Source organism: Acinetobacter sp. ANC 3882 (genome assembly GCF_022549545.1).
Lineage (GTDB): Bacteria > Pseudomonadota > Gammaproteobacteria > Pseudomonadales > Moraxellaceae > Acinetobacter.
In genome coordinates this window covers 310,333-325,502 of the sequence record NZ_JAKZGB010000003.1, presented here as the reverse complement: position 1 = coordinate 325,502, position 15,170 = coordinate 310,333, and the positions used below count along the sequence as shown (strand labels likewise).

Sequence of the window (15,170 nt, the reverse complement as noted above, 5' to 3'; positions counted from 1 at the left end):
CAAAAAATAAAAAAGGGAAAACCGGTTGTTTTCCCTAAGTGCAAATTAATTTAAAGTTGGCATGGCAAATTGTTTTGCCTCACGAATTTGTGTCGATGGCCAACGTTGTGTAATCGTTTTACGGCGCGTATAAAAGCGTACACCATCTGGACCATAGGCATACAAATCACCGAATAATGAACGTTTCCAGCCCCCGAAACTATGATAAGCAACAGGAACTGGTAGCGGCACATTTATACCGACCATTCCCACTTGAATATTGTTGCTAAAATAACGTGCTGCTTCACCATCACGGGTATAAATACAGGTGCCATTACCATATTCATGATCATTGATCAGTTGCATGGCTTGTTGCATGGTTTCAACACGAATCACTTGTAATACAGGTCCAAAAATTTCTTGCTGATAACTGGTCATTTCTGGAGAAATTTGATCAATCAAAGTCGGTCCAACAAAAAAACCATTTTCATAACCAATAGGTTTAGCATCACGGCCATCGACCACAATTTTAGCACCTTGTTGCTCTGCACTTTGAATATACGCTTGTACCTTATCTTTATGTGCTTGCGTAATGAGTGGGCCAAAGTCATTACTTGCATCGGCATAATGTCCAAACTTCAATTGCTGCATTTCTTGCTTGAGCTTTGCGATCACCACATCGGCAACTTCATCACCGATAGCAACGGCAACCGATAACGCCATACAACGTTCCCCCGATGAACCAAAGGCGGCACCCAGTAATGAGGTCACTACATTATCAATATCAGCATCAGGCATGATAATGGCGTGATTTTTTGCACCCCCCAGTGCCTGACAGCGTTTCCCGGTCGACGTCGCCGTACGATAGATATATTCGGCAATCGGCGTTGAACCGACGAAACTAATCGCTTGAATCTTTGGATGATGGAGTAAAGCATCTACCGCTTCTTTGTCACCGTTCACCACATTGAATACGCCATCAGGTAATCCTGCCTGCTTAAGCAATTCAGCCAGATATAATGCGGCTGAAGGGGCCTTTTCAGAGGGTTTTAAAATAAAGCAATTGCCACAAACAATGGCCATCGGGAACATCCACAACGGCACCATCGCAGGGAAATTAAAAGGTGTAATTCCTGCAACTACTCCTAAAGGCTGAAATTCACTCCAAGAATCAATATCTGGACCAACATTTTTTGAATATTCACCTTTTAAAAACTCAGGTGCAGCACAGGCATATTCCACATTTTCAATGCCACGCTGTAATTCACCTTGGGCATCATGACAAATCTTGCCGTGTTCCTGTCCGATCAGCTCACACAGCTTCTCAGCATTTTCTTCCAGTAATTGTTTAAACTTAAACATTACCCGTGCACGTTTAATCACAGGCGTATCACGCCATGCAGGGAATGCCTGCTCTGCAATCTGTACCACCTGATTGACCAATTGTGTATCTGCCAAGGCAACCTTTTTGCTGATTTCACCTGTTGCAGGATTATAAACCGCTTGTTTTCTGTCGGACTCCGTGACCAGACCACCTTGAATGAAATGCCCAAGCATTTGAGTTGCTGATGATGCTTGAGTTGAATCTGCATTGCTGAACTGATCAGCATCAAAATGTTCTAAATTATTCATTTGTATTCCTTCTCTCTGTATTATTTTCCATGTACTTCGAACTGTGTTACAGCCCAGCCTTATTTCACTTGATATAGGGTCTCACCCACGGCGTTCATCAACCGTGATAATTGAGTTTCAGTACTATTAAACATTGGACCAAATTGAATGGTGTCTCCACCAAAACGTACATAGAAACCTGCTTTCCACAGTTTCATACCAATTTCAAATCCACGAATGGTGGCATCGCCATCTCGTGGTGCCAGTTGTAAGGCACCGATCAAGCCACAATTGCGAATATCAATCACATTCGGTGCGCCTTTTAATTCATGCAGCAACTTTTCAAAACTTGGCGCTAAGGCCGCAGATTGAGTAATTAAGTTCTGTTTTTCCAGTACATCTAATGTGGCTAAAGCAGCAGCGCAAGCGACTGGATGCCCTGAATAGGTATAACCGTGGGTAAATTCAACTGCATGTTCAGGCAAGTCTTGTTGCATAAAAGTGTTGTAAATTTCACCACTTGCCACCACGCCACCCAATGGAATGGCACCATTGGTAATTTGTTTGGCGAAAGTAAGTAGATCAGGGGTAACATCAAAATATTCAGCCGCAGTCCATGTGCCCATACGGCCAAAGCCAGTAATCACTTCGTCAAAAATCAGCAGAATATTATGTTGATCGCAAATTTCTCTCAGGCGTTTTAAATAGCCTGTGGGTGGCACAATACAGCCTGCTGAGCCTGAAACTGGTTCAACAATCACAGCGGCAATATTTGATGCATCATGTAGCTCAATCAGTTTAAGCATCTCATCGGCCAGTTCAATGCCTCCCGTTTCGGCACAGCCTTTGGTAAAGCTTAGATGTGGCTGCAAGGTATGCGGTAAATGATCAACATCCATCAATTGACCGAACATTTTACGGTTGCCACCAATCCCGCCTAGGCTTGTGCCTGCCACGTTAACGCCATGATAGCCGCGAGCGCGCCCAATCAGCTTGGTTTTGCTCGGTTGACCTTTAATACGCCAATAAGCCCGTGCCATTTTGACGGCAGTATCTGCAGACTCAGAACCCGAATCGGTAAAGAAAACATGCTGTAGTTTTTCTGGCATGTGCTGCACAATTTTTTCAGCCAACTGAAAAGCTAAAGGATGTCCAAACTGGAATGCGGGGGAATAATCTAGTTTTGCCAATTGTGAACTGACAGCTTTTTGAATTTCAGGCAAGCTATGCCCTGCACCACAGGTCCATAAGCCTGACAAAGAGTCATAGATCTCACGTCCGGCACTATCAACCAAGTGTGCTCCTTTTGCAGCTACAATAATGCGTGGGTCTTTGTGAAAATTACGATTGGCAGAAAATGGCATCCAATGCGCTTGATAATTTAAGCTCATTTGAATATCTGACGGATTCGCTTCCATTGCCTCATCTCGGTCATTTGAGGTATCGATATCAAACATAATCACTCTTCTTGTTTTGGGGTTATGCTTGGAGTGTACAGAGCGATATAGTTTTGATAAATTCAAATTATCTTGAGTTTAGATATAAAAAAGCAAAACTAAATGAAACCGAAAAAATTAAATCAAGTGACTGATTTTGATATAAAATTACTAAAAATATTTAAAACAGTGTGTGACTGCCACAGCTTTAGCTCTGCTGAAAGCATCCTTGGAATCAGCCGCTCTGCGATTAGTCTGCATATGAGTGATCTGGAAAATCGGCTTGGTATCCGCCTGTGTCAACGAGGTCGAGCAGGCTTTGCTTTAACAGATGAGGGTCGGGAAATTCTGGAATATATCGAAGTGCTTAGTGCTTCGATTGAAGACTTTCGTGCCAAAATCAATCAAATGCACAATCAGCTCAAAGGTGAGTTTAATATCGGGATTATCAACAATTTGGTGACTATGCCCAGCGCTTATATTACCAATACCCTTGCTGTATTGGCGGAAGAAAACAAAGAAGTTGTGATTAATATCAGCATGAGCACCTTGTCTGATATTGAATGTCGTGTTTTAGACAATCGCTTACATGCCGGTGCGATTCCTTTGGTTACACCTCTATCTGGGCTGAATTATTTTGATTTATATCGTGAAAAATCTTTTCTGTATTGCGGCAAGAACCATCCGCTATTTCAACATTTAGGTGAAATCAATACAGCGGATTTAAAAAACTGGCAGGCTGTTTTACCTAACTATGCGATTACTGCTGAAGCAACCCAATTACACCAATTACTAGACTGTTCAGCCACCGCAACTGACCGTGAAGGCATTGCCTTTCTGATCTTAACAGGGAAATTTCTTGGTTTTTTACCCGATCATTATGCCAAGAAATGGGCGGAAGATGGTTTGATGCAGCCTATTTTACAGGATGTGATGCATTACAGTACCCCGATTTGCCTGATCACCCACAAAGGCAAAAACTACAATATGATTTTAAAAACCTTTATGAACATTTTAAAAACCAGAATCATGCCCTTGACTTCGTCAAGCTAAGGAATACAAAGTCGATGAACTGAGCCCATCGACTTTCTTGTATAAATAATGATGATGACTATGCTTCACCAGTCTCGGCAATGTTCGATGCTGAATTCACCGTGCTTTTACTGCCGTTATCAGATTCATGCTGCTTCAGCATCAGTACCGCAAAAATTGCAATGATGGCTGGTATGGCAATCATCACAAAATTTAGTTTATGTGGTAAGCCTAAAGTCAGTAGCATGCCAGTTAAGATCGGCCCAACGATAGCGCCAATCCGCCCAACCGCAGAAGCACAGCCGATCCCTGTCGAGCGTACACTTAAGGGATAGTATTGTGCTACATAACTGTACAGCAGGATTGAAGTCCCAATGGTTGCAGCACCTGCAATCGTCACCAAGCCATATAAAATGTAGGCTGGAGAGTTATAGCCGAGTCCAACCAGTGCAAATACCCCTGCTACAAACATAGTTAAAATTACGGGTTTTAAATGGAATTTATCGGAGAGGATTCCACCTAGGATTGCCCCAATCATAGCACCGACATTTAATGCCAGTAGGAATAAAATACTTTTTCCTAATGAATAACCCGCTGCCAACATCAGTTTTGGTAGCCAACTGCTCAATGCATAAACCATCAGCAAACACATAAAGAATAATAGCCAAAACATCAAGGTACTCAAAGCACGGCCATGCTGAAATAAGGCTTTTGCAGAACTGCCTGTACTCAGATTATCGTCATTCAAACATAAGCGTGTATCAGTACTTAATGCCTGATCTGGTGAGATTTTTTGGATAATGGCATAGGCTTGTTCAGTCTTGCCACTTTTTACTAAAAAGGTCAGTGACTCAGGTAAGAATTTCCATAAAATCGGTAACAGCAATAATGGGATGCCAGCAATCAAGAACATGATTTGCCAACCTTGGCTTTCCACCAGATAGCTTCCTAACAGCGCTGAAATAATCCCGCCAATGGCATAACCGCTAAACATACTCCCCACCAAAGTACTGCGCATCCGCTTTGGCGCATATTCAGAGGTTAAAGCCACAAGGTTTGGCATAACGCCGCCAATCCCCAAACCTGCTAAAAAGCGTAAAAGACCGAACTCAAACGGAGTAGAGGCAAATGCACCCCAAAAGGTAAAACCACTAAAGAAAGTCACACAAATCAAGATCACATTTTTGCGACCAATTTTATCTGCCAAAGCCCCGAATAGCATGGCACCAAACATCATTCCACATAAGGCTGTACTGGCCAGCATACCCGCCTGTACTGCTGTGAGTGACCACTCCTGCATCAATACGGGTAAAACCACACCGTAAATGACCAGATCATAACCGTCAAAAATAATAATGAGTAAGCACCAAAGCAGAATGCTCCAGTGAAAAGGGGTAAATTTTGCTTGGTCAATAATTGCATTGACATTCAACGTCGATGTTGCCATTTAATCATCTCCTCTATGAGATAAATTCTTGTTTAAAACGACATACTGCACCCTAAAGAAAAAACAGATTATTCAAGGTCTCAATTAAAAGTCGTAACTCGCCATCATATTGAAGCGGTTATCAATTCCTTTACGCCCCTCAAAAGTTTCACGCTCGCCATAGACGTATTCCACGCCCAAAGTAATGGGTTTATACGGGTTGTACATAGCATTGATCCAACCTTGCCAAAGCTCTTTATTTTGAGTCAGGTTAGTTTTTTGGATTTGGGCAAAAGTATTGTCATCTTTAGCTTTCATATAGCCATAACCCAAGGTTGAGCGAAGCTGTGAATTAAATTGATGAGTCAGACCTGCTGAAATGGTATCGAATTCATTGCTCTGAATATGGTTCTTATCATCAATCACATAACTGTTATTGGTCCATAATAGAAAACGACCATCACCTTTGACATGGTAATAGTCCGCTTTTAAGAAGGTTTGTGGCGTTAACTGATATTTACCCCCTAGCCCCACACCCCATGCCCATTCTTCGTCATTACTGGTTTTTTTCTCAGCCATAAAGGTTCGGCCAGACAACAAGGAACCATTCTCAAATTTATGATTCAATCGGCCCACCAAAGCAGGCAAACGCATTTCATTATCAGGGTCTGAAGTTGCGGTATATTTTGGATCCTCAATCGCCACAGCAAAACTGGTATTGGCTGATAGATTGTCGCTATAACGAACCAATGGTGAGCGTTGTAATGCGCCACCAACATAAGTCCCAGCATCAATCGTTTCTGGATAATATTCAGGGGCAATAAAAGTGGACCAAGTCTGACCAATCAACCATTTATCAAAGGTTAAATATGCATGGCGAATACGGAATTGATCGCGTGTGCTGCCACCAAAGAAATCCATTTCCAACTTGCCACCCACATCGCCAGCGGCTGTCGGCGTTTTAAAATTCAAACCTAAACGGGTGACGTTAACCGTTGAATGCAAACGATCTTTTTGTTGAGCTTCCTCGGCAGTATGTTCCAATGGTACGCCACTGATATTGTTATACATGGTCGATGCACCTTTGGCCTGATAAGAAGCATCGGCACGGATATAGCCATATAAACTAACTTCTGCTCCCGCTTTACTGATATTCAGTTTTGGCGCCTGTGTTTCAGCCACTTGCGGCGTAGCAGCTACGGTGACTGGAGCCATAGACTGGGCCGGAACAGGCTGCTTTACATACTGTTGCAGCATCGCTCGCAACTCTTGAACCTCCTGTCGGAGCTGGGCAATTTCAGCACTTTCAGTTCCCGAATAAGCAGAGGACATGGCCGTTAAAACACCCACAGCCAACATGCTTTTTTGTACCGTTAAAATAAAATTTTTCATTCAAATCAATTTCCTTTTCAACTGATCTTAAATACCGTTTTAAGATCATTCTTTGTTTGTGTTTTATCCTTTGTCGTACAGAAGTACCACATCACATTTTTTATTCTAAAAACTTCAAACCATTGATTTATTTAATCTTCACCTCCTATTTTCAATCTACTTTCGTTCACTTTGACTTTTTTTCAAGACAGCGAAGCCTAGCAGCAGCGATATGGGCCACTGTTAAAAAACGTTTTTTAAACTAAATATTAAATTGGTATTTTCTGTTGAATTCCTTGTTGAGTAAGCACCGCATTATCAAAATCTGGCAAGCTCAATACTTCATCCTGCTTTTTCTGGGCAATCAGTCCTTGATACGTTAACACTTGGCTAAAACAATGTACCTGTTCAAAACCTGTACGCTGAAGCAGTTGCTGATAATCGTCAAAAGAGAGCGTAAAAAAGTCTTGTCCTAAACGCTCCATCATGGCTTGGCTCTGTTCTACACTTAAGCCATTGCTTTGACATAGCAGTGGCAAGGCTTTAAATTGTTGAGGATTTTCAACTGCCATTAGATCGTAAGTAATTAGAAGTCCTTTGGCTCTTAAGCGCTTTGAAATCTCTGCAAAAAAATCTGATTTCAGCTCGTGTGGAACAAAATGCGCAACCAAGATCGACAGTGCCGCATCAAATTTTGGCTGTGTCGGCAATGCTGCTGTTTCTCCATGAATGAATTGCACACGCTCTGACTGTCCAAGCTGCTGAATCAGTGCTTGTGCTTTCTGCAACATGCCTAAAGAAGGATCAACAGCCTTAAATGTCCAAGTCGGATGCCTATTCAATAAATATTCAAGTTCATAGCCTGTGCCACAACCGACAATTAAAATCTGTGCATCAGAACTTAGAACCGACTGTAAAAGAGCATCGACTTGTTGATGCATCAGCTCATAACCTGGAATCAGTCGGCGGATATGATCATCATAGCGTTCCACCACTTTCTGACTATTAAAATCTTTCGCCATTTGATCCTCTACTTTTAAAAAGCTTTAAACGGTTAGCATCGCATCAACTGATAACTGCTTTATAGAAGGTTTGCTTGCTTCTATTTTTAAGCCTAGTTTTTGAAATAAAGCTTGGTCACGACTTTCACCGGCATTGGCAGTGGTTAACAGTTTTTCACCTGAAAAAATAGAATTAGCACCGGCCATAAATGCCAAGGCTTGATCGGAATCGGTTAATGCTTCGCGCCCAGCCGAAAGTCGAATGTAACTTTGCGGCATAAGCAATCGTGCTACAGCAATGGTCCGAATCCATTCCGTTACATCCAGTTTCTCCACCTGAGCCAAAGGTGTCCCTTCGATCGGGACCAGCATATTAATTGGTACAGACTCAGGATGTAGTGGCAAAGTTGCCAGTTCATGTAAAAGACCAATCCGATCCTCACGACTTTCACCTAAACCGACAATACCACCGCTACAGACTTTCAACCCTGCCTGACGAACATGCTCTAGTGTATCCAGTCGATCATCAAAGGTTCTGGTGCTGATAATATGGGAATAATATTCCCGCGAAGTATCCAGATTATGGTTGTAATAATCCAGACCAGCCTCTTTTAAACGCTCCGCCTGAGAAGCATTCAACATGCCCAAGGTCATACAGGTTTCCAGTCCTAAAGCTTTGACCTCACGCACCATGTCCAATACATAAGGCATATCGCGCTCATGCGGATTGCGCCATGCGGCACCCATACAAAAACGAGATGCGCCTGAAGCCTTGGATTTTTGTGCCTCTTGAATGACTTTCTCCACTGCAACGCGTTTTTCTGCTTCCAGTTTTGAATCATAACGCGCTGATTGCGAACAATACTTGCAATCTTCGGGGCATTTGCCAGTCTTAATAGAGAGCAAAGTACTGACCTGAATACTATTCGCAGCAAAATATTGTCGGTGTAACTGTTGTGCCTGAAACAGCAAATCTAAAAAAGGCTGCTCATACACAGCCTGTATTTCCGCACGTGACCAATCATTTCTAATCTTCATTTCTTGATCCTGACATCCTATGTTTAGATAACAACCACGACATCAAAGCTCCTCCTCAATCTCAATGTACAAAGGAGGAATACGTTTTTAATCAAAAATTTCAGCAGTCAAATTCAGCTCTGCCCGCATGATTTCCTGCAATTTAAATTTCTGTGCTTTGCCTGATGCGGTCATCGGGAACTCAGCAAAAAATTTAACGTAACGTGGCACTTTATTATGTGAAATATGCTCTTTGCAGAAACTTCGGATACTGTCTTCATTGCTTTGATGATGCTCGTGTAAAATGATGCAGGCACAGAGCTCTTCACCATAACGCATGTCGGGCAAACCAATCACTTGCACATCGCAGACATCGGGATGGGTATATAAAAAGTCTTCGATTTCTTTTGGAAACAGATTTTCTCCCCCGCGAATGACCACATCTTTAATTCGGCCTTTGATTTTGACAAAGCCTTCAGCGTCCATTTCAGCAATATCACCCGTGTGCATCCAGCCTGCTGCGTCGATGACTTCTTTGGTTTTTTCAGGCTCATCCCAATACCCAGCCATGACTGAATAGCCACGTACACAAAGTTCACCGAGTGTCCCTAGCGGAACGATTTCACCCTCTAAATCAACAATTTTAACTTCCAAATGTGGATGAACATGCCCCACCGTGCTGACTCGTTTATCAATTGAATCATCAATATAACTTTGCACACTGACTGGAGAGGTTTCGGTCATGCCATAACAGATGGTAATTTCTGACATATGCATGCGGTCAATCACACGCTGCATGATTTCTCTCGGACATGGGCTGCCTGCCATGATACCGGTACGCAAACTGCTCAAATCAAATTCGGCAAATTGCTCATGTTCCAAAATGGCAATAAACATGGTCGGCACACCATAAGCCGCCGTACATTTTTCCTGCTCAATGGTTTTTAAGCTTTCCAAGGGATTAAACACGGACGCAGGATAAACCATGGTAGCACCATGGGTAATACAGGCCAGATTGCCCATCACCATGCCGAAACAATGGAATAATGGCACTGAGATACAGACGCGATCTTGGGGCGTTAAGCCAATCCCTTCACCGACAAAATAACCATTATTCAGGATGTTATGGTGGGTCAACATGGTTCCTTTCGGATTGCCTGTTGTGCCTGAAGTAAATTGAATATTGATAGTTTCATCAAACTGCAACTGCTTGGCTAAGCGCTGTAACTCATCAAGCTGAGATTGATTCGGCGTTTCGAGTAAATCACGAAAACGATGGATACCGGTATGTTGCTGCTCATCAATTTTGATCACATATTTTAAATGTGGTAAACGGGCTGAATGGAGCACTTTATCGGAACTAGATGTCAGCTCAGGTGCAATCTTAGTGAGTAATTCTTGATAATCTGTAGTCTTGAACTGTGAGGCAATGATCAAGCCTTTGCAGGAGACTTTATTGAGTACATATTCCAGTTCATGACTTTTATAGGCGGTATTCAGATTCACCAAAATAATGCCAGCTTTAAACGCGGCAAATTGGGTCACGGTCCATTCCACACAATTCGGCGACCAGATCGCCAAGCGATCCCCTTTTTTCAAACCGAGCTTGAGCAGACTACAGGCAAACGCATTCACTTCATGCTGTAGCGCTTTATAGCTTAAGCGTCGGTTCTGATGTGAACTGACAATCGCCTCTTGCTCAGCATATTGCTGGCAGGCTTGATCAAATTTATCTCCAATCGTCATCCCCAACAGGGGCTGTGAGCTGGTTCCAGAGGCATAGCTTAACCGTACGTGTTGCATTGAATCATTCTCCTTGATTCTTTTTTAATTCTGTTCTTACCTGATCTAATTGTTGTGACTGCAACTACTCTTCAAACTGCCTATTGTTGTGATGTTAAACCGTTCTGTCTGCCCTACTTTTTCTGTACTGCATCCACACAAAAGTCAGCAATCTGTTTAGAAAAATAGTCTTTGTGCGTCTGATCAAACTTGGTATTTTGAGCAGGGTCTAAAGGTTCAACCACCACATAGGTCATTGCCCCAACCACACACATGGCGGTTATGTTTAAGTCATCCAAAACAAACTCGCCACTTGCATTTCCATCTGCAAGGATTTTTTTAATACTTTGTTTCATCAGCTGCTTTACCCGAAAACGCTCATGTTCCACACTTGAATCCACAGGTTCAAACATCAGTGAATAGGCCAACTGCGGGCTGTTGAGTGCCCGTTTGACAAAGGTTGCAACTGCTTTATGCAACTTCTGTTGCGCGGTCAGATCACTTTCTGTAATGGCATCAATCACCAACAACTCGGTGTTGATGGCTTCTGACAAGACTTCAATCAGTACCTGACTTTTATTGTCAAAGTAGCGATAAACCAAACCACTTGAGACTCCTGCTTGCTCAGCAATGGTTTGTATCTGTGCGTCTTTGAATCCTCCTTCTGAAATTAATTTTCTGGCTGAACTCAAAATCGATTTGCGATTTTGTTCCATCCGCTCCTGCATTAAAGTTGATCGTTTATAGCTCATAAATTTTATTCTCTAACAAATAAAGTGAATTGTAAATCATTTTATGAATCTCTATTCACTTTTTTAAAAATTCATTGTAAGGTAGTTCATAAGCACATACAACAACGCTTAATGGAACAACAAATATAACCAATGGGATGACAACACAATGAACCTACGTAGCTTGAATTTTGGTCTGGATGAAACGTTAATTGCTCTACAAGATTCAGTTGCTGCATTTTGTGCCAAAGAAATTGCACCAATTGCTCAGCAAGTTGATCAAGACAATATATTCCCAGCCCATCTCTGGAAGAAATTTGGTGACATGGGACTCATGGGCTTAACTGTTTCTGAAGAATATGGCGGCACCAATCTCGGCTATTTGGCGCATATCATTGTGCTACAAGAAATTTCACGCGCATCCGCCTCTATTGGTCTTTCTTACGGTGCACATTCTAACTTGTGTATTAACCAGATTAACCGCAATGGCAGTGAGCAACAAAAACAGAAATATTTACCCAAGCTGATTTCAGGCGACTTTGTTGGTGCTTTGGCAATGTCTGAACCGAATGCAGGTTCTGATGTCGTGAGTATGAAGCTGCGTGCTGAACAAAAAGGCGATCACTTTGTTTTAAATGGTTCAAAAATGTGGATCACCAATGGTGGTGATGCTGATGTATTGGTGGTTTATGCCAAAACCGATCCACATGCAGGTGCCAAAGGCATGACGGCCTTCCTGATCGAAAAAGACATGCCAGGCTTTAGTCATGGCAAGCATTTAGACAAGCTTGGTATGCGTGGTTCCAACACTTATCCGCTATTTTTTGACAATGTTGAAGTCCCTGCTGAAAACGTACTCGGTGGTGTTGGCAACGGCGCCAAAGTACTGATGAGTGGTCTGGATTATGAACGCGCGGTCCTAAGTGCAGGTCCTTTGGGCATTATGGATGCTTGCCTAGATGTGGTGATTCCCTACTTACATGAACGTGAACAATTCGGTCAGGCCTTGGGTGAATTCCAATTGATGCAAGGCAAACTGGCAGATATGTATTCCACTTGGCTCGCTTGTAAAGCCTTGGTTTATGCGGTTGGCGCAGCCTGTGACAAAGCTGACCATGACCGCAGCTTACGTAAAGATGCAGCCAGTGCCATTTTATATGCCGCAGAAAAAGCCACATGGATGGCAGGAGAAACCATTCAAACCCTCGGTGGTAATGGTTATATCAATGAATTCTCGGCAGGTCGCTTATGGCGCGATGCCAAACTTTATGAAATTGGTGCAGGAACTTCAGAAATTCGCCGCATGCTGATTGGCCGCGAACTGTTTAATGAAACCAAATAATAACCATAAATCAGGATGCAGCTTATGAACCAATTACACAGCAAAATTAATGTGCGAAGTGAAGACTTCAAAACCAATCAACACGCCATGCAAACATTGGTCAGCGATCTGAAACAAGTGGCTCAAAAAGTAGCGTTAGGTGGCGGAGAAAATGCCCGACAAAAACACTTAGCCCGAGGCAAATTATTACCACGTGATCGTATTGATCAACTAATTGATGTCGGCACAGCTTTTTTAGAAATTGGACAATTGGCTGCTTATAAGGTTTATGAAGATGATATTCCTGCTGCGGGTGTGATTGCTGGCATCGGCCAAGTCAATGGTGTGACCTGCATGATCGTCGCCAATGATGCAACCGTCAAAGGTGGCACCTATTATCCGCTCACAGTGAAAAAGCATTTACGTGCACAGGAAATTGCCGAGCAAAATCACTTGCCGTGTATTTATCTGGTGGATTCAGGGGGTGCTTTTTTACCGATGCAAGATGAGGTATTCCCTGATCGAGATCATTTCGGGCGTATTTTCTATAATCAGGCGCGGATGTCGAGCCAAGGGATTGCCCAAATTGCGGTGGTGATGGGTAGTTGTACCGCTGGCGGTGCTTACGTCCCTGCCATGTCAGATGAAACCATTATTGTGCGTAATCAAGGTACGATTTTTCTGGGTGGCCCTCCCTTGGTAAAAGCAGCCACTGGCGAAGTGGTCACCAGTGAAGATTTAGGGGGGGGTGATGTCCATACCCGTCTTTCAGGGGTTGCGGATCATTTGGCTGAAAATGATGAACATGCGCTAGCAATTGCACGTAACATCGTTGCCAATCTGAATAAAAAACCAACCGCATTAAATAAGCAAATCGATGAGCCGCTATTTGATGCATCGGAACTTTATGGCGTTGTTCCAAGTGATGCACGTAAACCTTTCGATGTACGTGAAGTCATTGCACGTATTGTCGATGGTTCACGCTTTGATGAGTTTAAAGCCCGTTTTGGCTCAACCCTCATTACTGGTTTTGCTTCGCTTTACGGTATGCCCGTCGGCATCATTGCCAATAACGGGATTCTCTTTTCCGAGTCTGCACAAAAAGGGGCACATTTTATTGAGCTGTGTACCCAACGCAATATTCCATTGTTATTTATCCAAAACATCACTGGCTTTATGGTGGGTCGTCAATACGAAAATGAAGGCATTGCAAAAAATGGTGCCAAATTGGTGATGGCGGTTGCGACAGCCAATGTACCTAAACTGACCCTGATTATTGGTGGTTCGTTTGGTGCAGGTAACTATGGCATGTGTGGCCGCGCTTACTCGCCACGCTTTTTATGGACATGGCCAAACTCCCGTATTTCAGTGATGGGTGGTGAACAGGCTGCTAGTGTCCTTTCAACTTTAAAACGTGATCAGATTGAGCAAAAAGGTGCACAGTGGTCAGCACAGGAAGAAGATCAATTTAAACAACCGATCCGTGAACAATATGAGCATCAAGGCCATCCGTATTATGCCTCTTCCCGTCTTTGGGATGACGGTGTCATTGACCCTGCTCAAACCCGTCATGTGCTTGGTCTGAGCCTTGCTGCAGCGCTCAATGCACCCATTCAGCCAACCAAATTTGGCGTGTTCCGCATGTAAGAGGTGTCTATGAGCTATCAATTTTTACAACTGGAACAACAAGGTCAAGTTGCCTATGTTTGGCTGAATCGCCCAGAACTGCACAATGCCTTTAATACCACAGTGATTGAAGAATTACATACTTGCTTTAACAGCTTAAATACGCGTGATGATATCCGTGTGGTGGTCTTGGCTGGACGAGGTAAAAGCTTCTCGGCAGGTGCTGATCTGAACTGGATGAAACAGGCAGGTCAAGCTTCCTCAGCAGAAAATGAAGCCGATGCTTTAAAACTTGCACAAATGCTGAATGCACTCGCGACCTTAAAGCAACCGACGCTTGCTCGTGTGCATGGCATTGCCTTTGGTGGTGGCATGGGTTTGGCATCGGCCTGTGATATTTGTATTGCCAGTACCGATGCTAAATTTGCAACGTCTGAGGTCCGTTTAGGTCTTGCCCCTTCGACTATCAGTCCCTATGTAATTGGTGCGATTGGAGCACGACAGGCTTCGCGCTACTTCTTAACCGCAGAACGGATTTCTGCGCGTGAAGCCAAATCTATTGGCTTGGCACATGAAGTGGCAGATGCAGAAGACTTAGACCAGAAAGTTCAAGAAATTATTGATGCCCTGTTACTTGGTGGCCCGCAGGCTCAGGCGGCATCAAAACAACTGATTCAAATGGTGAGCAACCAGACCATGAGCAATGACTTGCTGCAACAGACGGCACAACATATTGCTCAAGTTCGTCAGGGCAGCGAAGCCAAAGAAGGACTGAATGCCTTTTTAAATAAACAACAGCCTGCATGGGTTTCTCACTCGAATAACAACAATTAAGGA

Annotated in this window: 12 protein-coding genes; 4 read left to right on the top strand and 8 right to left on the bottom strand. The window is 43.2% G+C overall.

The genetic code is table 11. From position 1 onward, the window contains the following. Positions 1 to 45: 45 nt before the first annotated feature. Positions 46 to 1,611, bottom strand: coding sequence for a CoA-acylating methylmalonate-semialdehyde dehydrogenase (locus MMO42_RS09025; RefSeq protein WP_241320208.1), 1,566 nt, complete (start codon positions 1,609 to 1,611; stop codon positions 46 to 48). Between the two features lie 59 nt (positions 1,612 to 1,670). Beyond that, complete coding sequence (locus MMO42_RS09020) at positions 1,671 to 3,053, bottom strand: aspartate aminotransferase family protein (protein ID WP_241320207.1); 1,383 nt, start codon at positions 3,051 to 3,053, stop codon at positions 1,671 to 1,673. A 96-nt stretch (positions 3,054 to 3,149) separates the two neighbouring features. Here MMO42_RS09020 and MMO42_RS09015 point away from each other — a divergent pair, with 96 nt between their 5' ends. Continuing rightward, positions 3,150 to 4,079 (top strand): LysR family transcriptional regulator, encoded by a 930-nt coding sequence (locus MMO42_RS09015; protein WP_241320205.1) that lies wholly within the window; start codon positions 3,150 to 3,152, stop codon positions 4,077 to 4,079. A gap of 58 nt (positions 4,080 to 4,137) precedes the next feature. Here the strand turns inward: MMO42_RS09015 and MMO42_RS09010 are convergent, their stop codons facing one another. From MMO42_RS09010 to MMO42_RS08985, 6 genes are all read right to left on the bottom strand, one after another. Continuing rightward, positions 4,138 to 5,505 carry an MFS transporter gene (locus tag MMO42_RS09010; protein ID WP_241320204.1) on the bottom strand — a complete coding sequence of 456 codons (1,368 nt, stop codon included), beginning with the start codon at positions 5,503 to 5,505 and terminating at the stop codon, positions 4,138 to 4,140. An 84-nt stretch (positions 5,506 to 5,589) separates the two neighbouring features. Next, complete coding sequence (locus MMO42_RS09005; RefSeq protein WP_241320202.1) at positions 5,590 to 6,876, bottom strand: DcaP family trimeric outer membrane transporter; 1,287 nt, start codon at positions 6,874 to 6,876, stop codon at positions 5,590 to 5,592. A gap of 248 nt (positions 6,877 to 7,124) precedes the next feature. Beyond that, a complete protein-coding gene (locus MMO42_RS09000) occupies positions 7,125 to 7,877 on the bottom strand; it encodes a class I SAM-dependent methyltransferase (protein ID WP_241320200.1) in 753 nt (250 codons plus the stop codon). Positions 7,878 to 7,901: 24 nt separating this feature from the next. Next, the gene (gene bioB, locus MMO42_RS08995; RefSeq protein ID WP_241320199.1) at positions 7,902 to 8,894 is read right to left on the bottom strand and encodes a biotin synthase BioB; all 993 of its coding nucleotides are present in this window, start codon (positions 8,892 to 8,894) and stop codon (positions 7,902 to 7,904) included. A gap of 87 nt (positions 8,895 to 8,981) precedes the next feature. Then, positions 8,982 to 10,676: an AMP-binding protein gene (locus MMO42_RS08990; RefSeq protein ID WP_241320198.1), complete on the bottom strand. Its 1,695-nt coding sequence runs from the start codon at positions 10,674 to 10,676 to the stop codon at positions 8,982 to 8,984. A 113-nt stretch (positions 10,677 to 10,789) separates the two neighbouring features. Then, the gene (locus tag MMO42_RS08985) at positions 10,790 to 11,407 is read right to left on the bottom strand and encodes a TetR/AcrR family transcriptional regulator (RefSeq protein ID WP_241320196.1); all 618 of its coding nucleotides are present in this window, start codon (positions 11,405 to 11,407) and stop codon (positions 10,790 to 10,792) included. Between the two features lie 148 nt (positions 11,408 to 11,555). Between MMO42_RS08985 and MMO42_RS08980 the strand changes: the two genes are divergently transcribed. Genes MMO42_RS08980 through MMO42_RS08970 form a run of 3 tightly spaced genes read left to right on the top strand, consistent with a single transcriptional unit; the run spans position 11,556 to position 15,167 of the window. Beyond that, positions 11,556 to 12,728 (top strand): isovaleryl-CoA dehydrogenase, encoded by a 1,173-nt coding sequence (locus MMO42_RS08980; protein ID WP_159724688.1) that lies wholly within the window; start codon positions 11,556 to 11,558, stop codon positions 12,726 to 12,728. A 24-nt stretch (positions 12,729 to 12,752) separates the two neighbouring features. Continuing rightward, positions 12,753 to 14,354 carry a carboxyl transferase domain-containing protein gene (locus MMO42_RS08975; protein WP_241320195.1) on the top strand — a complete coding sequence of 534 codons (1,602 nt, stop codon included), beginning with the start codon at positions 12,753 to 12,755 and terminating at the stop codon, positions 14,352 to 14,354. A 9-nt stretch (positions 14,355 to 14,363) separates the two neighbouring features. Then, the gene (locus MMO42_RS08970; protein WP_241320194.1) at positions 14,364 to 15,167 is read left to right on the top strand and encodes an enoyl-CoA hydratase/isomerase family protein; all 804 of its coding nucleotides are present in this window, start codon (positions 14,364 to 14,366) and stop codon (positions 15,165 to 15,167) included. Positions 15,168 to 15,170 lie beyond the last annotated feature (3 nt).